Source organism: Jidongwangia harbinensis (genome assembly GCF_020216025.1).
In the GTDB taxonomy this organism is placed as follows: domain Bacteria; phylum Actinomycetota; class Actinomycetes; order Mycobacteriales; family Micromonosporaceae; genus Actinoplanes; species Actinoplanes harbinensis.
In genome coordinates this window covers 74,481-96,000 of the sequence record NZ_JAIWNC010000014.1, presented here as the reverse complement: position 1 = coordinate 96,000, position 21,520 = coordinate 74,481, and the positions used below count along the sequence as shown (strand labels likewise).

The 21,520-nt window shown below is 71.1% G+C and carries 19 protein-coding genes and 1 pseudogene; 6 read left to right on the top strand and 14 right to left on the bottom strand.

Features of this window, described 5'->3' with window-relative positions; genetic code table 11:
* Window positions 1-81: 81 nt before the first annotated feature.
* Genes ispG through LDL48_RS20270 form a run of 4 tightly spaced genes read right to left on the bottom strand, consistent with a single transcriptional unit; the run spans window position 82 to window position 4,350 of the window.
* Window positions 82-1,254 carry a flavodoxin-dependent (E)-4-hydroxy-3-methylbut-2-enyl-diphosphate synthase gene (ispG, locus tag LDL48_RS20285; RefSeq protein ID WP_225256743.1) on the bottom strand — a complete coding sequence of 391 codons (1,173 nt, stop codon included), beginning with the start codon at window positions 1,252-1,254 and terminating at the stop codon, window positions 82-84.
* 5 nt (window positions 1,255-1,259) lie between these two features.
* Window positions 1,260-2,519, bottom strand: a complete 1,260-nt coding sequence (locus LDL48_RS20280; protein ID WP_225256742.1) for a M50 family metallopeptidase — start codon at window positions 2,517-2,519, stop codon at window positions 1,260-1,262.
* A complete protein-coding gene (gene dxr / locus LDL48_RS20275; protein ID WP_225256754.1) occupies window positions 2,519-3,730 on the bottom strand; it encodes a 1-deoxy-D-xylulose-5-phosphate reductoisomerase in 1,212 nt (403 codons plus the stop codon). Before dxr ends, LDL48_RS20280 begins: the two co-directional genes overlap by 1 nt.
* 29 nt (window positions 3,731-3,759) lie before the next feature.
* Complete coding sequence (locus LDL48_RS20270) at window positions 3,760-4,350, bottom strand: Uma2 family endonuclease (RefSeq protein WP_225256741.1); 591 nt, start codon at window positions 4,348-4,350, stop codon at window positions 3,760-3,762.
* Between LDL48_RS20270 and LDL48_RS20265 the strand changes: the two are divergent.
* A pseudogene (locus LDL48_RS20265) lies at window positions 4,232-5,182 on the top strand (YhjD/YihY/BrkB family envelope integrity protein); the annotation flags it as partial. The gene LDL48_RS20270 and the pseudogene LDL48_RS20265 overlap by 119 nt on opposite strands.
* A 70-nt stretch (window positions 5,183-5,252) precedes the next feature.
* Here the strand turns inward: LDL48_RS20265 and LDL48_RS20260 are convergent.
* Entirely contained in the window at window positions 5,253-7,370 is a 2,118-nt protein-coding gene (locus LDL48_RS20260; protein WP_225256740.1) for an MMPL family transporter, read from the bottom strand.
* A 107-nt stretch (window positions 7,371-7,477) separates the two neighbouring features.
* On the opposite strand from LDL48_RS20260, the gene LDL48_RS20255 reads away from it, so the two are divergent.
* Both LDL48_RS20255 and LDL48_RS20250 read left to right on the top strand, forming a co-directional pair.
* Window positions 7,478-8,182: a TetR/AcrR family transcriptional regulator gene (locus LDL48_RS20255; protein ID WP_225256739.1), complete on the top strand. Its 705-nt coding sequence runs from the start codon at window positions 7,478-7,480 to the stop codon at window positions 8,180-8,182.
* A gap of 11 nt (window positions 8,183-8,193) precedes the next feature.
* Window positions 8,194-9,795 (top strand): phytoene desaturase family protein, encoded by a 1,602-nt coding sequence (locus LDL48_RS20250; RefSeq protein WP_225256738.1) that lies wholly within the window; start codon window positions 8,194-8,196, stop codon window positions 9,793-9,795.
* Window positions 9,796-9,816: 21 nt separating this feature from the next.
* On the opposite strand, the gene LDL48_RS20245 is transcribed toward LDL48_RS20250, so the two are convergent.
* Window positions 9,817-11,370, bottom strand: a complete 1,554-nt coding sequence (locus LDL48_RS20245) for a Rieske 2Fe-2S domain-containing protein (protein WP_225256753.1) — start codon at window positions 11,368-11,370, stop codon at window positions 9,817-9,819.
* Window positions 11,371-11,501: 131 nt separating this feature from the next.
* Between LDL48_RS20245 and LDL48_RS20240 the strand changes: the two genes are divergently transcribed.
* Window positions 11,502-11,735, top strand: coding sequence for a DUF2631 domain-containing protein (locus LDL48_RS20240; RefSeq protein ID WP_225256737.1), 234 nt, complete (start codon window positions 11,502-11,504; stop codon window positions 11,733-11,735).
* A 51-nt stretch (window positions 11,736-11,786) separates the two neighbouring features.
* Here the strand turns inward: LDL48_RS20240 and LDL48_RS20235 are convergent, their stop codons facing one another.
* From LDL48_RS20235 to LDL48_RS20200, 8 genes are all read right to left on the bottom strand, one after another.
* Window positions 11,787-12,848 (bottom strand): DivIVA domain-containing protein, encoded by a 1,062-nt coding sequence (locus LDL48_RS20235; RefSeq protein ID WP_225256736.1) that lies wholly within the window; start codon window positions 12,846-12,848, stop codon window positions 11,787-11,789.
* A 37-nt stretch (window positions 12,849-12,885) separates the two neighbouring features.
* Window positions 12,886-14,064, bottom strand: a complete 1,179-nt coding sequence (rlmN, locus tag LDL48_RS20230) for a dual-specificity RNA methyltransferase RlmN (RefSeq protein WP_225256735.1) — start codon at window positions 14,062-14,064, stop codon at window positions 12,886-12,888.
* Between the two features lie 44 nt (window positions 14,065-14,108).
* Window positions 14,109-15,188: a phosphatidate cytidylyltransferase gene (locus tag LDL48_RS20225; protein ID WP_225256734.1), complete on the bottom strand. Its 1,080-nt coding sequence runs from the start codon at window positions 15,186-15,188 to the stop codon at window positions 14,109-14,111.
* Window positions 15,188-15,745, bottom strand: coding sequence for a ribosome recycling factor (gene frr, locus LDL48_RS20220; protein ID WP_225256733.1), 558 nt, complete (start codon window positions 15,743-15,745; stop codon window positions 15,188-15,190). The genes LDL48_RS20225 and frr overlap by 1 nt, the downstream gene beginning before the upstream one ends.
* A gap of 53 nt (window positions 15,746-15,798) precedes the next feature.
* Window positions 15,799-16,560, bottom strand: a complete 762-nt coding sequence (gene pyrH / locus LDL48_RS20215) for a UMP kinase (protein ID WP_225256732.1) — start codon at window positions 16,558-16,560, stop codon at window positions 15,799-15,801.
* A gap of 110 nt (window positions 16,561-16,670) precedes the next feature.
* Window positions 16,671-17,501, bottom strand: a complete 831-nt coding sequence (gene tsf / locus LDL48_RS20210) for a translation elongation factor Ts (RefSeq protein ID WP_225256731.1) — start codon at window positions 17,499-17,501, stop codon at window positions 16,671-16,673.
* A 76-nt stretch (window positions 17,502-17,577) separates the two neighbouring features.
* Window positions 17,578-18,492 (bottom strand): 30S ribosomal protein S2, encoded by a 915-nt coding sequence (gene rpsB, locus LDL48_RS20205; RefSeq protein WP_225256730.1) that lies wholly within the window; start codon window positions 18,490-18,492, stop codon window positions 17,578-17,580.
* Between the two features lie 235 nt (window positions 18,493-18,727).
* A complete protein-coding gene (locus tag LDL48_RS20200) occupies window positions 18,728-19,480 on the bottom strand; it encodes a hypothetical protein (RefSeq protein ID WP_225256729.1) in 753 nt (250 codons plus the stop codon).
* A gap of 144 nt (window positions 19,481-19,624) precedes the next feature.
* Between LDL48_RS20200 and LDL48_RS20195 the strand changes: the two genes are divergently transcribed.
* Both LDL48_RS20195 and LDL48_RS20190 read left to right on the top strand, forming a co-directional pair.
* Window positions 19,625-19,984 carry a YraN family protein gene (locus LDL48_RS20195; protein WP_225256728.1) on the top strand — a complete coding sequence of 120 codons (360 nt, stop codon included), beginning with the start codon at window positions 19,625-19,627 and terminating at the stop codon, window positions 19,982-19,984.
* Window positions 19,984-21,516 (top strand): YifB family Mg chelatase-like AAA ATPase, encoded by a 1,533-nt coding sequence (locus LDL48_RS20190; RefSeq protein ID WP_225256727.1) that lies wholly within the window; start codon window positions 19,984-19,986, stop codon window positions 21,514-21,516. Before LDL48_RS20195 ends, LDL48_RS20190 begins: the two co-directional genes overlap by 1 nt.
* The last annotated feature ends 4 nt before the right edge of the window (window positions 21,517-21,520 follow it).

Genomic DNA, 21,520 nt, shown 5'->3' with positions numbered 1-21,520 from the left:
GGGCCCTCCGGCGTGGGCGCCGGGCAACCCCCGGGGGTGTCCCACTGGAGCGCTCCAGTGGAACACCACGGTCGGACCGCACTAGTGAACCGTGACCGTCGGCCCCGGCAGCAGCTCGCGCAGCTCGTCCGGCAGTTCCGCGCCCATCTGGTCGGCCAGCCGGAGCGCCTCCTCGACCAGCGTCTCCACGATGATCGACTCCGGCACGGTCTTGATGACCTGGCCCTTCACGAAGATCTGGCCCTTGCCGTTGCCGGACGCGACGCCGAGGTCCGCCTCGCGTGCCTCGCCCGGTCCGTTGACGACGCAGCCCATGACCGCGACCCGCAGCGGCACCGGGAAACCCTCGAGCGCCGCGGTGACCTGCTCGGCCAGCGTGTAGACGTCCACCTGGGCGCGGCCGCAGCTCGGGCAGGAGACGATCTCCAGGCCGCGCTCGCGCAGGCCCAGCGACTCCAGGATGGCGTTGCCGACCTTGATCTCCTCGACCGGCGGCGCGGACAGCGACACCCGGATGGTGTCGCCGATGCCCTCGGCCAGCAGGGCGCCGAACGCCACCGCGCTCTTCACGGTGCCCTGGAAGGCCGGGCCCGCCTCGGTCACGCCGAGGTGCAGCGGGTAGTCGCACTGCTCGGCGAGCTGCCGGTACGCGCGGATCATGACAACCGGATCGTTGTGCTTGACCGAGATCTTGATGTCGCGGAAGTCGTGCTCCTCGAACAGCGAGCACTCCCACAGCGCGGACTCGACCAGCGCCTCGGCGGTCGGCTTGCCGTACTTCGCCAGCAGTCGCTTGTCCAGCGAGCCCGCGTTCACGCCGATCCGGATCGGGACGCCGGCGCCGGAGGCGGCCTTGGCGATCTCCTTGACCTTGTCGTCGAACTGGCGGATGTTGCCGGGGTTCACCCGGACCGCGGCACAGCCGGCGTCGATCGCGGCGAACACGTACTTCGGCTGGAAGTGGATGTCGGCGATGACCGGGATCTGCGACTTCTTCGCGATCGCCGGCAGCGCCTCGACGTCGTCCTGCGACGGCACCGCGACCCGGACGATCTGGCAGCCGGACGCGGTGAGTTCCGCGATCTGCTGCAGGGTGGCGTTGACGTCCGCGGTGAGCGTGGTGGTCATCGACTGCACGCTGACCGGGGCACCACCGCCCACCGCCACCGGGCCCACCATGATCTGGCGGCTGTGCCGGCGCGGGGCCAGCGGCGGCGGGGGTACGGCCGGCATACCGAGACTGACAGCGGTCATGTCACTCACCTAGCGAAGATCGAGATCGGGTTGACCACGTCGGCCGTGATCGTGAGCAGCGTGAAGGCCCCGCCGATGAGGATGACCACGTAGGTCAGCGGCATCAGCTTGAAGTAGTCCACCCGTCCGGGGTCCGGCTTCTTCATCCGGGCGTACAGCCAGGACCGGACGCGTTCGAACCAGGCGATGGCGATGTGGCCGCCGTCCAGCGGGAGCAGCGGCAGCAGGTTGAAGATGCCGATGAACACGTTCAGCGAGATGAAGATCATCAGGAAGATCTGGGGCAGGCCGGCCTCGATCGCCTCGCCGCCCAGCCGGCTCGCGCCGACCACGCTGATCGGGGTGTCCGGGTCACGCTCGGAGCCGGTGATCGAGTTCCACAGCGCGGGGACCTTCTCCGGGATCCGCTTGAGCGAGGCGAACGTACCCTCGACGATCGTCCAGCTGTAGTCCCCGGTGGCCCCGATCGCGTCGACCGGCCCGTACGTGACCAGCCCCGGCTCGTCGGTAGTCCACGCCACGCCGGCCACCGCCACCTCGCTGACCGGTCCGTCCGGGTCGTCCAGCGGGGTGCGCTGGGCTGCCACCAGGTCGACGGTCGCGGTGCCGGGCTGCCCGTCGCGGGTGTACCCGAACTCCACCGGCCCCGGCTTCGACGACCGGATCGCGTCGGTGAGCTGGCCATAGTTGATGATCGGCACCTCACCGACCCGGGTGATGATGTCGCCGTCCTTGAGGCCGGCCGCGGCGGCCGGTCCGGCCACGTTGCCGTTCTGGCCGACCGCGCAGGGCTGCGTCGAGGAGACCGCCAGTTGCACGCACTCGCCGACCTCGATCGCGGCCGGCGCGGTGCGCTGCTCGGCCGCGTTCTGCGGCAGGTCCGGGTTGGGCAGGCCGACGAAGACCGCGGCGAACCACATGGCGACCACGGCCAGCAGGAAGTGCGTGATCGACCCCGCCGACATCACCACCGTGCGCTTCCACACCGGGTAACGCCACATCACGCGGTGCTGGTCGGCCGGGTCCACGTCGTCGTCCTGCGGCGTCATCCCGACGATCTTGCAGAAGCCGCCGAGCGGGATCCATTTCAGGCCGTACTCGGTCTCGCCACGCCGGAAGGAGAACACGGTCGGGCCGAAGCCGACGAAGTACTTGGTGACCTTCATGCCGAAACGCTTGGCGGTGATCATGTGGCCGGCCTCGTGCAGGCTCACCGAGATCAAAATGGCCAGCGCGAACGCCGCCACACCTAGCCAGTACAGCATCAGGCTCCTTCTGCCGCATGCGCGATCATCCGCTGGGCCTGGGCACGCGCCCATGCCTCCGCGGCAAGCACCTCATCGACCGTACCTGGCTCGGGGAAGTCCGGAGCCGCCGCGAGCACCGCCTCGAGCGTCGCGACGATGCCCAGAAAAGGTAGCCGACCGGCGACGAACGCGGCCACACACTCCTCGTTCGCGGCGTTGTAGATCGCCGGACGGCAGTGTCCCGCGGCACCGGCCTGCTTCGCGAGCCGGACCGCCGGGAACGTGTCGTGGTCCAGCGGGCGCAACTCCCAGTTGTGCGCCTCCCGCCAGTCCACCGCGGCCGCGGCCTCCGGCACGCGATCCGGCCAGGCCAGCGCGAGCGCGATCGGCAGCCGCATGTCGGGCGGGCTGGCCTGGGCCAGCGTGGAGCCGTCCCGGAACTCCACCAGCGAGTGCAGCACGGACTGCGGGTGCACCATGACCTCGATCGCGTCGTACGGCACCCCGAACAACTCGTGTGCCTCGATCACCTCGAGACCCTTGTTCACCATGGTGGCCGAGTTGATCGTGACGACCGGACCCATGTCCCAGGTCGGGTGCTTGAGCGCGTCGTCCGGTGTGACGTTCGCCAACTCGTCCCGCCGCCGGTCCCGGAACGCGCCGCCGCTGGCGGTGAGGATCAGCCGGCGTACCTCGGTGCCGGCCCCGCCGCGCAGGCACTGGGCGAGCGCGGAGTGTTCGGAGTCGACCGGCACGATCTGCCCCGGCCGCGTCGCCGCCGCCCGGACCAGGGGGCCGCCGGCTACCAGCGACTCCTTGTTGGCGAGCGCGAGGGTACGCCCGGAGCCCAGCGCGGCCAGCGTCGGCGCCAGCCCCAGGCTGCCCACCACGCCGTTGAGCACCACGTCACAGGGCCACTGCGCCAGCTCGGTCATGGCGTCCGGTCCCGCCACGATCTTCGGGATCTTGAAGCCGCCGGTGGCGTACCCCTGCTTCTGGGCCTCCGCGTAGAACGCCAGCTGAAGGTCCTGCACGACGCTGGACCGCGCCACCCCGACCACGTCGACCCGCAACTCCAGGGCCTGCGCGGCGAGCAACTCGACGTTGCCGCCGCCGGCGCCGAGCGCCACCACCCGGAACCGGTCCGGGTTGCGCCGGACGATGTCGATGGCCTGGGTGCCGATGGACCCGGTCGAACCGAGCAGGACAAGCTCACGCATGCCCGCCATCTTCCCGGACGTCCGCACGCGGCCCGCGCTCAGCCCGCGTCGCCAAGCAACTCCGCCGGGTCGACCGAGAAGGTGAACGGCGCTGTCATGGCGAACACCGTGCCGGCGGCGGTGGCCACGACCGGGCGATACGCACCGTCAACAAGCTCATGCAACACCAAGCCGGGCACCCGGTTGCGCGCGTCCACCCGGAGGAAGTACGGCACGCCGGCCTCGGCATACTCCCGAGGGCGGTCCACCAGATCCTTGCGCCGGTTACCGCTGGAGACGATCTCGCCGAGCAGCACCGCATCGGTGATGGGCATCGTCTTGTGGCCGCCACCGGAACGCCGCAGCACGGCCAGGTCGGGGATGAACAGGTCGTCACCGGAAACGACATTGACCTCGGCATAGACCCACAGTCCAGCGGGCAGGGCAGCCTGCTTGAGGCGGTAGCACAGCTCGATCTCGATGTCCTGATGGTCATAGCCGGCATGTGGTGTCACGATGACGCTCCCCCGGATGACTTCGATCCTGGGGCCGTCGCGCTCCGGCAGCAGGTCCAGGGCCAACTGCGCGGTCCACGGCTGGCTGACCGTGCCGAGATTGTCGAACGACGGTTTGCGGGCGGGCGCTGCCATGGATCTCACCTCCACCGGACATCGTGCCGAACTCAGCGTACCGTTACCCGCCTTTCGTATCCGCCTGTGGATAAGTGGGTATGAAGAGCCCATGCGACGGTGGCTGGCACGGGTACGCAAGGTTGTCGCGGCGCCGTTCCGGCTGCTGGCGGGGCGCGATGTCGCCCTGCACGCCGCCGCGGTGACGTTCTACGCCGGGATCGCCGTGGTGCCGGTGGCGCTGCTCGCCATCTGGATCACCGGGCTGATCGCCGGGGCGGACCGGGTCCGGCGGCTGACCGGGCACACCATCGCCGCGCTGCCGGATGCGATCGGTGCGCCGCGCGCGCTGCAACTGCTGATCGACGCCGGCCTCGGGCTCACCCCGATGCTGGCGCTGGCCAGCCTGCTGCCCGCCACCCTGTACGGCGAGGGCCTGCGCCGCGCGTTCGTCTCGCTGCGCGACCCGGGTGAGCAGCTGGTCGGCTGGCGCGGGCGGGTGCTGTGGCTGCCGCTGCTGGCCGCCGCGCCGGCGCTGCTGCTCGCGCTGTTCCTGGCGCTGCCGGTCACCAGTGGGCTCTGGGTGCGCGGCGGCTGGTACGCGGTCGGCGGCGTGGTGCTGTCCTTCTTCGCCGCCTGGCTGGTGCTGACGCCGGTGGTGCTCTGGGTGTACCGGTACCTGGCGCCGGGCCGGCCGGAGTGGCTCGCGACGGTGCTGGTCGGCTCGTTCACCGCCGCGAACCTGTCCGGTTTCCTGCATGGCTTCGTGCTGTTCTGCGCGCTGCCGCTGGACCTGGGCGTGCCGTTCGGCGGCTTCACCGAGATCGGCGGCGTGATCGCGGTGGGGCTGTGGCTCTACCTGTTCCACGTCATCGTGCTGGCCGGCTACGCGGCCACCCAGAGCGCGAGCACGTTCCAGCGGGCTAAGCGGGTGCAGGCTCTCGAGGGGGAGGAGCCGGAGCCGGATCGGGCGCCTCGGAGATCCCGTACCGGGCGTAGAACCGTGCCAGCGGTCCCGGAGCCCACCAGTTCCAGTGCCCCAGCAGCCGCATCGTCGCCGGCACCAGCAGTGCCCGGACCAGCGTCGCGTCCACGATGATCGCCACGATCATGCCGACGCCGATGAGCTTGACGACGGTCACGCCGCCGGTGGCGAAGCCGCCCACCACGACGATGAGCAGCAGCGCCGCCGCGGTGATGATCCGGCCGGTGCGCTGCAGGCCGGTGGCGACCGCCGCGGTGTTGTCCCGGCCCGCGTCCCACTCCTCGCGCACCCGGGACAGCAGGAACACCTCGTAGTCGGTGGCCAGGCCGAACAGCACGGCCAGCACCAGGATCAGATTGCTGGGTTCGATGTATCCGGTCGACTCGAAGCGCAGCAGGTCCTCGAAGTGGCCGTCCTGGAAGATGAAGATCACCACGCCGAACGAGGCGCCGATGGAGACCAGGTTCATCAGCACCGCCTTGATCGGCAGCAGGATCGAGCCGAACGCCAGGAACAGCAGGATCATGGTGGCCGCCGCCATGATCAGTGCCATCCACGGCAGCCGGTCGGCGAGGCTGTCCAGCAGGTCCTGGTCGATCGCGGCCCGGCCGCCGACCAGCACGTCCGGATCGAGCGCGCGGATGTCCCGCACCACACCGCGGGCCTCGGCGGACGTGGGTTCCGCCGAGGTGGTCACGGTGACCAGGGTGGGCGCGGTGACGTCGGCGCCGGATACTCCGGGCAGCCCGGTGATCCGCGATGCCAGCGCCGCGGCGTCGCCGTCCGGTGCGTACACGTTGATCGGGGTGATCCCACCGCCGGGGAAGTCGTTGCGCAGCGCCTCGCCCACGATCCGGGCCGGGGTGTCCGCGGGCAGCACCCGCTCGTCGAACCCGCCGAACTGCACCCGGCTGAACGGCAGCGCGAACACCACCAGCACCGCGAGCACGCCGACCAGGTAGAGCACCGGGCGCCGCATCACGCTGCGGGCGAGCCGGGCCCAGCCGGCGCCGGGTTCGCGCTTCGACGCCGGCAGCGGGATGCGCAGCGCGTCGATCCGGTGGCCGAGCAGCGACAGCGCCGCGGGCAGCACGGTGAGCGCGGCCAGCATGGCGATCAGCACGGCGGCCATGCCGCCGATGGCCATGCCGCCCAGGAAGGGCTGCGGGAAGATCAGCAGGCTGGCCAGCGCGAGCACGATGGTCAGACCGGAGACCACGACGGTACGGCCGGCGGTGGCCACGGTGATCCGGATGGCGGCCGGCACGTCCCGCCCGCCCGCCAGCTCCTCGCGGAACCGGCTGACCACGAACAGCGAGTAGTCCACCGCCATGCCCAGCCCGAGCAGCGTGATCACGTTGATCGCAAAGACCGAGATGTCGGTCAGGTAGGTGAGCGCACGCACCGCCACCAGCGCGCCGAGGATCGCGATGCCGCCGACGACCAGCGGGGACAGCGCCGCCACCAGCCCGCGGAAGATCAGTACCAGCAGCACGAACAGCACCGGCAGCGAGAAGATCTCGGCCCGGGTGATGTCCTTCTCGGTCTGCGCGTTGGCCTGCGCCCCGAAGCCGACGCTGCCGCCGACCGTGGTGGTCAGGCCGGCCGCGCCGAGCCGCGGTTCGATCTCCTCGTACGCGGCCAGCTTGCCGTCCTCGTCGGCGGCGGCGAGCTGCACCACCGCGTACGTCGCGCGCCGGTCGTCGCTCACCAGCTGCGGCGAGGCCGGGTCGAGGTAGCTGGCGACGGAGGCGACCTGCGGCAGGGCCCGGATCCGGGTGACCGCCTCGGTGACCGCGGAGCGGAACCCGGCGTCCTGGACCGTCGCGGTGTCGCTGGACCAGAGCACCAGCAGGTCCGGCGGGCGCTGGCCGAGCTGTTCGGCGATGGCCCGGGCGGCGCGGTTGGACTCGCTGTCCGGGTCGTCGTACCCGCCGCCGGCCAGCGATCCGAAGACGCCGGCGCCCCAGGTGGCGCCGACCACGACGAGGGCCGCGGCGGCCGCGACCACCCACCACCGCACCCGTACGACGGTCCGTCCCCACCAACCGAACATGGTCCTGCCTCCCCGCGGGCCGTTACAGTCGCGATCTAACGGCGCTCATCCGAGTGAACACCGTTTACTCTTACAACGGCGTTCGCTCACGTCAAACGGAGACCACTATGACGACGACCACGCCCAGCCGCCGGGACCGGCTGCGCACGGCGACCGTCACCGAGATCAAGCAGGCCGGCCGTCGCCTTCTGGTGACCGGCGGTCCGGCGGCCATCTCGCTGCGGGCCATCGCCCGCGACATGGGCATGACCGCGCCCGCGATCTACCGCTACTTCGACAGCCTGGACGCGCTGGTCCGGGCCATCGTCACCGACCTGTTCGAAGAACTGCGGATCTCCGTCGAGGAGGTGGCCGCCGCGCACGCCGGCGCACCGCCGCTCACCCGGGTGGCGCACCTGGCCCGCGGCTTCCGCCGCTGGTCGCTGGCGCACCCGGCGGAGTTCGCGCTGATGTTCGGCAGCCCGATCCCCGGCGTCACCCCGATGGCCGCCGACTGCAGCCCCGCCAATGACGCCGGAGCCCGGTTCGCCGAGTCGTTCTTCACGGTCCTGGAGGAACATCTCGCCCAGCATCCCCTGCCCGAAGCCGCCGAGTCCCTCGATCCGGACCTGCGGCAGGCGTTCCAGCCGTACCTGGACACGTTCGGCGACCGTTTCCCGCTGCCCGTGGTGTACCTGTTCGTCGCGTCCTGGACCCGCCTGTACGGGATGGTGGCGATGGAGGTCTTCGGGCATCTGCAGTGGGCCATGACCGACATCGAGCCACTGTTCGAACGCGAACTACACGGAACCCTGCGCCAACTCGCGCGCTAGGCTCGGCCTCCATGACCGATGGAACGCTCCCCGGCCGGGCCGACGTGGTGATCATCGGAGCCGGCCACAACGGGCTGGTCTCGGCGGTGCTGCTGGCCCGCGCCGGACTGGACGTCGTGGTGCTCGAAGCGGCCGACGTGCTGGGCGGCGCCACCCGCACCGAACGGCCGTTCGCCAAGGTCCCCGGCCTCGGCCAGTCGACCGGCTCGTACCTGCTGGGCCTGATGCCGCCGGAACTCCTGCGCACGCTCGACCTGGACATCCCGGTACTGCGCCGCGACCCGCACTACTTCCTGCCCACACCGGGCGACCCCGGCTCGCCGTACCTGCTGTTCGGCTCGGACCGCGCGGCCACCCGCGCGCAGATGGAACGCTTCTTCTCCCCCCGCGACATCGCCGCGGACGAGGCGATGGCCGTCGAGATCGCCGCGCTGCGCGCCGACCTCGCGCCGGCCTGGCTCGCCGAGCCCGGCCCGGTGGAGGAGATCGCCGACCGGCACATCCGGCCGCAACTGCAGAGCACCTTCATCGATCTGGTACGCGGCTCGGTCGCCGACTACCTGGGCCGCTTCGGTTTCAAGAGCGAACTGCTGATGAGCATGTACGCGGTGACCGACGGCCTGTCCGGACTCAACGCCGGCCCCGACGACCCCGGCACCGGCCACAACTTCCTGGTGCACAACATGTGCCGGCTACCCGGCGCCGACGGCACCTGGATGATCGCGGCCGGCGGCATGGGCACGGTGTCCCGCACGTTCGCCGACGCGGCCCGGGCCGCCGGCGCCAAGCTCTTCACCGGCACCCCGGTGAGCGCCGTGACGGTCACCCGGCAGGCCGTGTCCGGGGTGGCGCTCGCCGACGGCCGCACCGTCGAGGCGCGGGTGGTCCTCGGCGCCTGCGACCCGTACCGGCTCATCGACCTCGTCCCCGACGGCGCCCTGCCCGCCGCCCTCACCGAGCGGATGGCCGCCGTACGGCGCCCCGGCACCACCCTGAAAATCAACCTGGCGCTGTCCGGGCTGCCCCGTTTCGCCTGCCTCCCGGACGACGCCGCGTCGCCGTTCGGCTCGACCATCCACCTGCTGCCCGGCTCCGCGGGCCTGGCCGGCCTGGCCGAGTCGGACTCCCCGATGGCAGCCCTGCGGGCGATGTGGGCCGACGTGCAGGCCGGGCGGCTCCCCGCCGAGCCGACCATCGAGTGGTACCTGCACACCACCGTCGACCCGTCCCTGCAGGACGAGGCCGGCCACCACTCGTCGGCGCTGTTCGTGCAGTCGGTGCCGTACCAGCTCGCCGGCACCACCTGGGAGGCCGAGCTGCCCGGCTACGTGACCCGCCTCCTGGAGATCTGCGACCGCTACGCGCCCGGCACGTCCGGCCTGGTGGCCGACACGATGCCGCTCACCCCGCCCGGCATCGAACGGCACTTCGGCATCACCGGCGGCCACATCCACCACGTGGACAACACGGTCGCCTTCGACCAGCGGATGCCTTACGCCACCGGCCTGGACGGGCTGTACGCCGGCTCGGCCGGAGCCCACCCGGCCGGCAGCGTCATCGGCGCCGCCGGCCACAACGCCGCCCGACGCATCCTCCGTGACCTGGGCCGGTGACGAGCGCCACCCGGCGCGACGTCAGGCCGGGTTGTCGACGTTGCGGCTGGCGCGTACGGAGTGCCCCACGCTCGTCAGGCACCGACCGGACGGCAGGTCGAACTTCCACCCGTGCAACTGACACGTCAGCACGTTGCCGTCCACGATGCCGAAGCGGGACAGGTCGGCCTTCAGATGTGGGCAGCGCCGCTGGACGGTCCAGTCGCCGAGCGTCGTGTCCTCGGCGTCCACCGAGCGCTCGTGTTCGTCGTACCAGCCCTCGGCGTACTGCAGGCGTTCCTCGGAGAGGCACTTGAAGAACGCGTACACGAACTCGTTGTACTGCCCGATCCGGGCCGCGGAGAAGCGGCAGGACAGGAACAGCGAGTTGACCCAGTCGCCCTCGTCGATGTGGATCAGGTGTTCGATCAGCTCCCGCTGGGTGCGGAACCGGTAGCGGACCTTCTCGTCGGCGTACGGCCGGACCTGCTTGCCGGGGAAGTCCACCACGATTGACTCGACGGCGTCGTCGTCGTAGCCGACCAGGTCGAACCGGACCGGGCCACCCACGCCCTTGGCCAGGTAGATCGACTCTTCCAGCAGCGGCTCGATGCGCTTCTTCAGCTCGCCCAGCACGTCGATCTCGGGGTGCCGCCAGGACGCCTTCTCGGCGGCGATGATCGGCGCCTTGCGCTCCCGCATCTCCTCGAGGTGCGCCTTCTTGTTGGCGAAGAACTCGTCGACGTCGGTCGGGTGGGTGGTGGTCGCCTCGCCGGACGAGGTCAGTGACGTCGTGCTGCCGGGGAGGAGCACGATGCCGTTGGTGCCGCCGACCTTCGCGTACTCGGTCATGAACACCGACTGGTCGGGGAAGATGTTGCCCTCGTCGCCGTGGATGTCGTTGAACTGCCACAACTCGTCGTCGAGGAAGCACGGCGGGCCGGCGATCGGGAAGACGTGCGACGCCTTGAGGTCGTCGATGTACCGCCAGGTGCGGTCGAACTGCCGGTCGCGCTTCTGCTTGCCGAACGCGGTCTTCGCCGCCTGCGGCAGTTCGTAGACCATCGGGTACCAGATCGCGCCGGAGAACTGCAGCATGTGCGCGTGCACGTGGCCCAGTTCGGCGAACGTGGACAGGTCGGTGGGGCGGGCGTCGTTCTGGTTCAGCACTCGGATGCCGTCGTGTTCCACCCAGAGCGACGAGTCGCCGATCGGGCCGTCGGTGGGGCTGATCAGCGCCTGGATCATCACCTTGAGGCCGCCGTCGAGTTCGTGCACCTGGTTCGACTTCGTCTTCAGGAAGCTGGTGAAGCCGAGGTCGCGCAGTTCGTCCTCGAGCTGGCTGGTCGGGTACTCGGGGAGCAGCACCGTGGCCTTCTTGCTGACGAACCGCTTGAGGTGGGCGGCGTCGAAGTGGTCCCGGTGCAGGTGCGAGACGTACAGGTAGTCGACGTCGCCGAGCGTCTCCCAGTCCAGCAGCGAGTTGTCCGGGAACGGGAACCATGACGCGAAGTACGCCGGGTTGACCCACGGATCGCACAGAATGCTGCCGGCGGCCGTGTCGATCCGCATGCTCGCGTGCCCAGTGCCCGTGATCCGCACCGCGTACTCCCTTTGTCCGCTCGCCTTGACGGCATCGAAACTACAGCCGGGTTGGTGAGATGGCCGCATCGGGCTCGTGTCAGACTGGTTGACAGACGTGATCGTTCGTGGAGGAGGCACCGACAGTGGCCGCGGAAGAACAGCCGGTTTACGCCCCCGACCAGCTCAAGCCGGGCAACCGCAAGTGGGCCCGGATCGGCGCCATCGGTTCGGCCGTCGTCATCCTGCTGTACCTGTGGGGTAACCACGAGGGCAACACCGAGAACGTGTTCCTCGTCCTCACCGCGCTGGCCCTGCTCGCCACGGTGGCGGTGGACGCGGTGCTGCGGCGCAACGGGCTGAAGCCGAACGACCAGTAACGTCCGGACACGAGAAAGGCCCGCCGGTGGCGGGCCTTTTCGCGTTGCGGGTCAGCGACGGCGCAGCAGGATGTCCTTGACCTCGCGGAGCGCCGCGTCCACCTCGGCCTCGAAGTAGCCGCCCGGAACCAGCCCGAACTGCAGCGTGTCGAGCTCGTTCTCGGGGACCGGCATGGGGCCGCGGCCGGACATGGCCTGCAGGATGCTCTCGAACAGCCGGTCCACCTGCATCGGGTCGTACCCGCTGCCGAAGCGCCGCGGCTGGAACGTCCGGCGCAGCTGGTCCACCCGGTACAGCTCGCCGTTGGGGCCACCGCCCGGACCGCCGCCCATGCCCGGACCGCCGCCCATCGGCGGGCCACCCATCGGCGGACCGCCCATCGGGGGGCCACCCATCGGCGGGCCGTTCATCGGGGGCCCGCTCATCGGCGACGCCGGCATCGGCGGGCCGCTCATCGGTGCCGGGCCGCCGTACCCGCGGTCCCGCTCGCGGTCCGGCATCCGGATCTCCGCGGTCATGTCCGCCTTGCCGTGCCGGCCGGGTTCGAAGGCGTCGTAACTGCCGGTGTCGAAGCCGGCCGGGCCCGGGCCCGGGCGCTGCGGCTGGCCGCCGTACGACGGCTCCTCGTAGCGTCCGCCATACGGGTCGGGGGCGGGCAGTTGCTGTCGCTGCGGCATCGGCGGCGGAAGCTGCCGGTCGTCGCGCATCGGTGCGGGCAGGCGTTCGGTGGGCGGTGCGGGCGCGGACCGGCCCATCGGCGGGCCCATCCGATCGGCCGGCATGCCACGATCGGCCGGCATGCCACGATCAACCGGCATCCCGCCGCGCATCGGCTCGGCGGCCATGCGGGGGTCGGGGGCACGCCCGCCGCGGTCCTCGAACTCGGCCAGTTGCCGCTCCACGCGGTCCAGGTGCAGGTCGACCTGCCACTCGTCGTACCCGCCGAAACGCACGCGGAAGACCACGTCGTGCACCTCCTGGGCGCCGACCGGCGCACCGACCGGCTCGCCGGCGAGGGTCGACTCGACCCGGTCCAGGAACGCGTCGACCTCGTCGACCTTGTAGCCGCGCCGTAGCGCGCGCCTCCGGAAACGCTGCCCCTGACTCGTCACAACGTCTCCCACTCCGCTTGCTGGGAACTGCCCCCAGTCACTGTGCCACCTCCGCCTCGGCGGCGGGGCCCCCTGCGCCCGCCTCCGTCAGCTCACTCGCGGCCAGCTGGCCGCACGCACCGTCGATCTCCCGGCCCCGGGTGTCGCGGACCGTGGTCGCCACCCCGGCTGCGCGCAGCCGAGCGACGAACTCCCGCTCCACCGGCTTGGGGCTGGCGTCCCACTTGCTGCCCGGGGTCGGGTTCAGCGGGATCAGGTTCACATGAGCCAGCTTGCCGTGCAGCAGCCGACCTAGCAGGTCGGCGCGCCAAGGTTGATCGTTTACGTCCCTGATCAGGGCGTATTCGATGGAGATCCGGCGTCCGGTCTGCGCCGCGTAGTCGAACGCGGCTCCGAGCACCTCAGCCACCTTCCAACGCTGATTGACGGGCACAAGCTCATCGCGCAGATCATCATCGGGGGCGTGCAGGGACAGCGCAAGGGTCACCTGAAGCTCTTCCGCAATCAACCGCCGCATTGCGGGCACCAGACCCACGGTGGACACCGTGATGTGCCGCTGCGCGAGCCCGAGCCCCTCAGGGGCGGGAGCGGTGAGCCGGCGTACCGCGGCGAGCACCCGCGGGTAGTTGGCCAGCGGCTCACCCATGCCCATGAAGACGACCCGGGACAGCCGCGGCGGGGAACCGGTCACCGCGCCGGACGCGGCAACCCCGGCGAGATACACGACCTGATCGACGATCTCGGCCACGGACAGGTTGCGGGTCAGCCCGGCCTGGCCGGTGGCGCAGAACGGGCACGCCATGCCGCAGCCGGCCTGGCTGGAGACGCAGGCGGTGATCCGGTCGGGATAGCCCATCAGGACGCTTTCCACCATCGCGCCGTCGTGCAGCTTCCACAGCGTCTTGCGGGTCGCGCCGTCGTCGCAGGCCATCTCGCGCACCGGGGTGAGCAGCGTGGGCAGCAGATCGTCGACGAGGCGGGCGCGGGACGCGGCGGGCAGGTCGGTCATCGCGTCCACGTCGCGGACCAGGCGCCCGAAGTAGTGGGTGGAGATCTGCTTGGCGCGGAACGCGGGCTCGCCCAGCTCGGTCACGGCGGCGCGGCGGCCGGCCAGGTCCAGGTCGGCCAGGTGGCGCGGCGGCATGGCGGAGCGACGTCGCGTGCCGACCGCGTCGGGCGTATCGGGGTTCGTCGGAATGACCGGAAGAATCGTCATGGCCGGTCCAGTCTCCCACGTCCGGGGACTTGTTCACTCATCGCTCATCCCGGGGGTGCGACGAGCGACAACAGGAGGTACGCGGTCGGGACCGCGAAGAGGATCGAGTCGAGCCGATCCATCAGGCCACCGTGGCCGGGCAGCAGCCGGCTCATGTCCTTGATCGCGAGGTCCCGTTTGAGCATCGACTCGGCCAGATCGCCCAGCACCGCGACCACCGAGATGACCGCCCCGAACACCAGGCCCCAGTAGAACGGCACGTCGAGCAGGAAGTACAACAGCAGGGAGCTGCCCACGGCGGCCGCGGTCACCGAGCCGGCGAAGCCCTCCCAGGACTTCTTGGGGCTGATCCGCGGTGCCATCGCGTGCCGGCCGAAGAACACCCCGGCCGCATAGCCGCCGGTGTCCGAGAGCACCACGGCCAGCAGCGTGCACAGCACCCGCCAGTCGCCGTCGTCCGGCAGCGAGAGCAGGACGCCGAAGCTGAGCAGGAAGGGTACGTACACCGCGATGAGCATGCTCGCGGTCAGGTCCTGGCGGACGTGGGCGGGCCGGTCGGCCAGCCGCCAGAGGACCGCGGCCAGCACCGTGACCACCAGGCCGAGCACCACGCCGTCCTCGCCGGAGTACCAGGCCAGCCCGGTCATCAGCACCGTACCGGCGAGCAGCGGGATCAGCGGCGGGTGCGCCCCGGTGGTACGCAGGGCCCGGCACATCTCCCAGACGCCGACGCCCGCGGCGATCGCGATCACGCCCAGGAAAGCTTCCTTCCACACCACCAGGGAGGCGAGCACGACCAGGCAGAGGCTGAGGCCCACGGCGATCGCGGCGGGCAGGTTGCGGCCGGCCCGGCCGCGCGCCTTGCCGTCGCCGGACGCACGCCGGCGGCCCGGCCCCTTGGGCCCGGCCGCCAGGTGGTATTCGGCCTCCGACGTCGAGGTCGCGGCGTTCGGTGCGTCCCAGGGCGGAGCGGCGGGCCGGTACGGTGGCCCGTCCGCGCCAGCGCCGTTCGTCCCCGCGTCGGACTCCGGAACCCAGTAGGCGGCGTACGGGGCCGGTGCGTCCCGGTCGGACGGCCGGTCGCCGGAAGGGGTGGGCCCGCTGCGGGGATCGAGGTACGACATCAGACCTCGAGCAACTCGGTTTCCTTGTGCTTGACCAGTTCGTCGACGACCGCCACGTACTTGTGGGTCACGTCCTCGAGTTCCTTCTCCGCGCGCCGGCCCTCGTCCTCGCCGACCTCGCCGTCCTTGACCAGGCGGTCCAACTGTTCCTTGGCCCGGCGGCGGACGTTGCGGATGGACACCCGGCCCTCCTCGGCCTTGTGCCGCGCCACCTTGATCATGTCGCGGCGCCGCTCCTCGGTCATCTGCGGCAGGTGGATACGCAGCTGGGTGCCCTCGTTGTTGGGGTTCACCCCGAGGTCCGAGTCACGGATCGCCCGCTCGATCGGACCGAGCTGGGACTGGTCGTAGGGCTTGACGATCACCATGCGCGGCTCCGGTACGCCGACGGACGCCATCTGCGTCACCGGGGTCGGCGCACCGTAGTAGTCGACGACGATCTTGGAGAACATCGCCGGCGTGGCACGGCCCGTACGGATCGCGGCGAACTCCTCCTTGGCGTGCTCGACCGCGCTCTCCATCTTCTCTTCGGCTTCGAAGAGGACCTCGTCGATCACCGCTGTGTCGCCTCCTAGCTGGCTCTGGTGGTTCTTCTGGACTGATCCGACGATCACGCGGTGATCAAGGTACCGATCTTCTCGCCGCTCACGGCCCGGATGATCGTGTCGTCGCCCTGCGCGCCGAACACCAGCATCGGCAGGTTGTTCTCCTGGCACAGGCTGAACGCGGCCTGGTCGGCGACGCGCAGCCCCTGCTGCAGGACGCCGGCGAACGTGATCTGTTCGATCTTGCGGGCGGACGGGTCGGTGCGCGGGTCCGCGGTGTAGACGCCGTCCACGCCGTTCTTGCTCATCAGCACCAGATCGGCGTGGATCTCCAGGGCCCGCTGGGCGGTCACCGTGTCGGTGGAGAAGTACGGCATGCCGGCGCCCGCCCCGAAGATCACCACGCGGCCCTTCTCCAGGTGCCGGATGGCGCGCAGCGGGATGTACGGCTCGGCGACCTGGGCCATCGTGATCGCGGTCTGCACCCGCGTCTCGATGCCTTCCTTCTCCAGGAAGTCCTGCAGGGCCAGGCAGTTCATCACCGTGCCGAGCATGCCCATGTAGTCGGCGCGGGAGCGGTCCATGCCGCGCTTCTGCAGCTCGGCGCCGCGGAAGAAGTTGCCGCCGCCCATCACGACCGCGACCTGGATCCCGCGGCGGGTGACCGTGGCGATCTGGCGGGCGATGCCCTGCACCACGTCCGGGTCGACACCGACCGCGCCACCGCCGAACACCTCGCCCGAGAGCTTGAGCATCACCCGGCGCGGCCGCACGGGAGGCGCTACCGGTTCCTCGAGCTGAGCAGCCTGCTCGGTCACCATCGTCATGAGAGACCCGCCTTCCCCTTCGGCTTACTGCCAGAGACCCTATGGGACCGGGAGGTCGGGCGCAGAATCGCGTTCCCGACCTCCCGTACCTCAGCTTGTGGTTGAGGGTGTTACTCCTGGCCGACCTCGAACCGGACGAACCGGGTGATCTCGATGCCGGCTTCCTTGGTGACAGCGGCGACCGTCTTCTTGTTGTCCGTCACCGACGGCTGCTCGAGCAGGACGAAGTCCTTGAAGAAGGAGTTCACCCGGCCCTCGACGATCTTCGGCAGCGCCTGCTCCGGCTTGCCTTCCTCGCGCGCCGTCTGCTCGGCGATGCGCCGCTCCGACTCGACCGTCTCGGCGGGCACCTCGGCGCGGGACAGGAACTTCGGACGCATCGCGGCGATCTGCATGCCCACGCCCCGGGCGTCGGCGTCGCCCGCCTCGTCGGACTTGCCGGCGTACTCCACCAGCACGCCCACCTGCGGCGGCAGGTCCTGCGCCTTGCGGTGCAGGTAGACCGCGACGGTGCCGTCCAGCGTGGCGAACCGGTTCAGCACGATCTTCTCGCCGATCTTGGCGGAGAACTCCTGGATCACGTCGGCCACCGGGCGGCCGTCGGCCAGCGTGGCGGCCTGCAGCGCGGCGGCGTCGGCCAGCTTGTTCTGCTCGCCGTGCTCGACCAGCTGCTGCGCCAGGGCGACGAAGTCCGGGGTCTTGGCGACGAAGTCGGTCTCGCAGTTCAGCTCGAGCAGCGACTTGCCGTAGTGGGCGACGATGCCGTTGGCCGCGGTGCGACCGGCCCGCTTGCCGACGTCCTTGGCACCCTTGATGCGCAGGAACTCGACGGCGGCGTCGAAGTCACCGTCCGACTCGTCGAGCGCCTTCTTGCAGTCCATCATGCCGGCGCCGGTGAGGTCGCGGAGCTTCTTCACGTCCGCGGCGGTGTAGTTGGCCATGACTCTCTCTTCGATGCTCGGGTTGCGGATGAGGGAGGCGCCGGCCGCCGTTCCCGGCGGCCGGCATCCTGCGGTCTTACTCCGCGGCGGTCGCGACCGGCTCGGCGGCCGGAGCGGCCTCGGCCGGCGCAGCGGCAGCCGGGGCGGCAGCGGCCGGGGCGGCGGCAGCAGCGGCCGGCTCCGCGTCGGCGGCCTTCTTCTCGGCACCCTCGTAGAGGTCGCGCTCCCACTCCGGCAGCGGCTCACCGGCGGCCACCGAACCCGGCTCGGGCTTGGTGTCGGCGTCGCCACGGTTGCGGCCGGACCGCTTGATCAGACCGTCCGCGACGGCCGCGGCGATGACCTTGGTCAGCAGCTCGGCCGAGCGGATCGCGTCGTCGTTGCCCGGGATCGGGAAGTCGACCTCGTCCGGGTCACAGTTGGTGTCCAGCACCGCGATGACCGGGATGCCCAGCTTGCGGGCCTCGTCGACGGCGATGTGCTCCTTCTTGGTGTCGACCACCCAGATCGCTGACGGCACCTTCGTCATGTCCCGCAGGCCACCGAGCGTCTTGGTCAGCTTGGTCTTCTCCCGGAACAGCTGGAGGGTCTCCTTCTTGGTGTACCCGGCGGCGGTGCCGCTCAGGTCACCCAGAGCCTCGAGCTCCTTCATCCGCTGCAGGCGCTTGTACACCGTCTGGAAGTTGGTGAGCATGCCGCCCAGCCAGCGGTGGTTCACGTACGGCTGGCCGACCCGGGTGGCCTGCTCGGCGATCGCTTCCTGAGCCTGCTTCTTGGTGCCGACGAACAGCACGTGGCCACCCTCGGCGACGGTGTCCCGCACGTACGCGTAGGCCTTCTCGATGTACTCGAGGGTCTGACGCAGGTCGATGATGTAGATGCCGTTGCGCTCGGTGAAAATGAAGCGCTTCATCTTGGGGTTCCAGCGCCGGGTCTGGTGCCCGAAGTGGACACCGCTCTCCAGCAGCTGACGCATGGACACGACGGCCATGGTGGGTTAGCTCCCTATGGTTCCCTGGTTGTCACGCTCACCGGCGGTGGGCGTCCTGGCGCCCGGTCGTCGGCCGCTGGTGGACCCGATGAACCTCGAGACCAGGGAGGGCCGCCGCTGCCGGCGGCGTCAGCAGACGCTGGCGGACTGGCAGAGGGCGCGCGAGGTCGACCGCACGAGGCGGTCGCCGTCGTCCAGCATACGCCCTGCCGCGAAGAGCGGGTGTCCGGGCCGCTCAGCCGACGGCCAGGCCGGCGGCCAGCAGCAGCACCAGACCCACCGGCAGGTACGCCATCGGCGGCCGCAGCCACACCTCGCGGCCCGCCGGCCCGCCGCCCGCCAGCGCGAACAGTCCGACTCCGGTCAGCGGCAGTCCCAGTGTGAGCAGTACGGCCGGCACGACGTCGCGGGCCACCGGGTCACCGCCGAAGGTGGCGTCGCCCAGCAGCATCAGCGTCGGCAGCATCAGCAGCGCCATCACGACCGCCACCACGATGGCGGTCACCGGTCGCCGGGTGCGGTAGACACTGTCGACCGGTTTGTCCGGAAAACGACCGACCGGCGGGATCGCGGTGGTGGGCTGCTGGAGGGACGCCGCCGGGCCGTCCGGGGCGAGCGCCGCCGACGGTGATCCGTACGTGGCCGGTGGCGGCCCACCGGTGGACGGGGAACTGGTCGGGCGGACCGCCGGATACTCCGGGCCACGGACCGGCATCCGCATGCTGTCCCGCGAACCGGTACCGGTGTCGGTGATCGCCCGCGAGTGGCTGCCGGTGGACGTCACCGGGTCCGGCGCGGCGTAGGTCGGCTGGGCGGCGTAGTCGCTCTCACGCTGCTCCGGCAGCCGGAACGCGCCGCTCGGCCGCTCGTGCACCCCGGAGTCGTAGGGGTTCTGCCCGTTCGGTGCCGATGCGGGGTACGGCGTCTTGCTCTGCCCGGTGTACCAGCTCGGTTCCGGCTCGTCGGCGTAGCGGCGATGTCCATCCACGGTTTCGCAACTTAGGTGACTACGAACCGTGATGCCACCGCTGGAGCCATATCATCTCGCCAAGTCACCCATCGGTTATCCACAATCGCGCTCCGTCCACAGGGCGGTCGGCGGCGCACCGCCGTCTCGGCCACGGTGACCGCCATGACGACGGAGCGAAAGGCGGTCGGTGCGTACGGCGAGCGCCTGGCCGAGCGGCACCTCACCGCACTGGGCCTGGTGGTCCTCGACCGCAACTGGCGCTGCCGCGACGGCGAGGTCGACCTCGTCCTGCGGGACGGCGACGATCTGGTGTTCTGTGAGGTCAAGACGCGCCGCAGCACCCGGTTCGGTACGCCCGCCGAGGCGATCCGCCCGGCCAAGGTGCGCCGCCTGCGCCGGCTGGCCGCCCGCTGGCTCGCCGAGCACACGGTACGCCCGCGCGAGGTCCGCTTCGACGTGGTGTCGGTGCTTCCGCAGGACCGCGGCGCCCCGGTCGTGCAGCACATCCGTGCGGCGTTCTGATGAGCTACGCACGGGTCTTCTGCGTCGGCCTGGTGGGCATGACCGGCCACGTGGTCCAGGTGGAGGCCGACCTCTCCCCCGGGCTGCCCGCGGTGGTGCTGAGCGGTCTGCCGGACACGGCCCTGCAGGAGGCGCGGGACCGGGTCCGCGCCGCGGTGGTCAACTCCGGCCAGACCTGGCCGAACCGCCGCATCACGGTCAACCTTCTCCCCGCCGACCTGCCGAAACACGGCAGTGGCTTCGATCTCGCCATCGCCTGCGCGCTCCTCGCCGGCGCCGGCGAGCTGCCGTCGGCCCCGCTCCGCGGCGTGGCGGTGCTGGGCGAGTTGGGACTCGACGGCACCGTACGCCCGATCCGCGGCGTCCTGCCGATGGTCGCCGCGGCGGCGCGCGCCGGAATCGATCGCGTGATCGTGCCGCTGGCCAATGCCCGCGAGGCCACCGTGGTGCCCGGCATGACGGTCCGGGCAGCCGACTCGCTGCGCCGCCTGGCCGGTTTCCTCGGCGGCCGCGACGAGCTGCTGGATCCCCCGCCACCACGGGACCGGCCCCCGGCCACCGGACCGGATCTGGCCGACGTCGCCGGCCAGCCGATGGGCCGGTACGGCATCGAGGTGGCCGCGGCCGGCGGGCACCACCTCGCCATGCTGGGCCCGCCCGGTGCCGGCAAGACCATGCTCGCCGAGCGCCTGCCGTCCGTCCTGCCGGAACTCGACGACGAGTCGGCGATCGAGGTCACCGCACTGCATTCGATCGCCGGGGTGCTGCCACCGGACGGCCGGCTGGTGCGCCGGCCGCCGTTTCAGGCCCCGCACCACAGCGCCAGCCTCGCCGCCCTGGTCGGCGGCGGCTCCGGCCTGGCCCGGCCGGGCGCGCTGTCGCTGGCCCACCGCGGTGTCCTGTTCCTCGACGAGGCGCCGGAGATCGCCACCGCCACGTTGCAGGCGCTCCGCCAGCCGCTGGAGAGCGGCCGGGTGGTGCTGGCCCGGGCCCGCGGCACCACCGAGTTCCCCGCCCGGGTGCAGCTGGTGCTGGCGGCCAACCCGTGCCCCTGCGCCAGCCCGGCCGGCGACCAGCACTGCAGTTGCCCGCCGCCGGTCCGGCGCCGGTACCTCGCCCGGCTCTCCGGCCCACTGCTCGACCGGGTCGACATCCACCTCCACCTGCAACCGCTCAGCGCCGCACAGTTGATGACCGGCAGCGCGCCCGCCGAGCCGTCCGCCGCCGTCGCGGAGCGGGTGAGCCGGGCCCGTGCGGCCGCCGCGGCCCGCTGGTCGGCCGACGGCTGGCGGCTGAACGCCGAGGTGCCCGGGCCGCGGTTACGCCGGCCGCCGTGGCACCTGCCACCCGGCGACACGGCCGCGTTGCGGGGAGCACTGGAACGCGGCGACCTCTCGGCCCGAGGATACGACCGGGCTCTGCGTCTGGCGTGGACGATCGCCGACCTGGACGGGCGGAGTCGCCCGCGGCGCACGGACGTGGACGAGGCCGTACAACTCAGGCGAGGAGACCACGGTGCGCCGGGACGGTGACGAC

What these genes read in the sequence shown, in the direction of transcription:
- ispG (WP_225256743.1), bottom strand. Translation starts at nt 1,254, where the DNA reads ATGACCGCTGTCAGTCTCGGTATGCCGGCCGTACCCCCGCCGCCGCTG.
- LDL48_RS20280 (WP_225256742.1), bottom strand. Translation starts at nt 2,519, where the DNA reads ATGCTGTACTGGCTAGGTGTGGCGGCGTTCGCGCTGGCCATTTTGATC.
- dxr (WP_225256754.1), bottom strand. Translation starts at nt 3,730, where the DNA reads ATGGCGGGCATGCGTGAGCTTGTCCTGCTCGGTTCGACCGGGTCCATC.
- LDL48_RS20270 (WP_225256741.1), bottom strand. Translation starts at nt 4,350, where the DNA reads ATGGCAGCGCCCGCCCGCAAACCGTCGTTCGACAATCTCGGCACGGTC.
- LDL48_RS20260 (WP_225256740.1), bottom strand. Translation starts at nt 7,370, where the DNA reads ATGTTCGGTTGGTGGGGACGGACCGTCGTACGGGTGCGGTGGTGGGTG.
- LDL48_RS20255 (WP_225256739.1), top strand. Translation starts at nt 7,478, where the DNA reads ATGACGACGACCACGCCCAGCCGCCGGGACCGGCTGCGCACGGCGACC.
- LDL48_RS20250 (WP_225256738.1), top strand. Translation starts at nt 8,194, where the DNA reads ATGACCGATGGAACGCTCCCCGGCCGGGCCGACGTGGTGATCATCGGA.
- rlmN (WP_225256735.1), bottom strand. Translation starts at nt 14,064, where the DNA reads ATGACGATTCTTCCGGTCATTCCGACGAACCCCGATACGCCCGACGCG.
- LDL48_RS20225 (WP_225256734.1), bottom strand. Translation starts at nt 15,188, where the DNA reads ATGTCGTACCTCGATCCCCGCAGCGGGCCCACCCCTTCCGGCGACCGG.
- pyrH (WP_225256732.1), bottom strand. Translation starts at nt 16,560, where the DNA reads ATGACGATGGTGACCGAGCAGGCTGCTCAGCTCGAGGAACCGGTAGCG.
- tsf (WP_225256731.1), bottom strand. Translation starts at nt 17,501, where the DNA reads ATGGCCAACTACACCGCCGCGGACGTGAAGAAGCTCCGCGACCTCACC.
- rpsB (WP_225256730.1), bottom strand. Translation starts at nt 18,492, where the DNA reads ATGGCCGTCGTGTCCATGCGTCAGCTGCTGGAGAGCGGTGTCCACTTC.
- LDL48_RS20195 (WP_225256728.1), top strand. Translation starts at nt 19,625, where the DNA reads ATGACGACGGAGCGAAAGGCGGTCGGTGCGTACGGCGAGCGCCTGGCC.
- LDL48_RS20190 (WP_225256727.1), top strand. Translation starts at nt 19,984, where the DNA reads ATGAGCTACGCACGGGTCTTCTGCGTCGGCCTGGTGGGCATGACCGGC.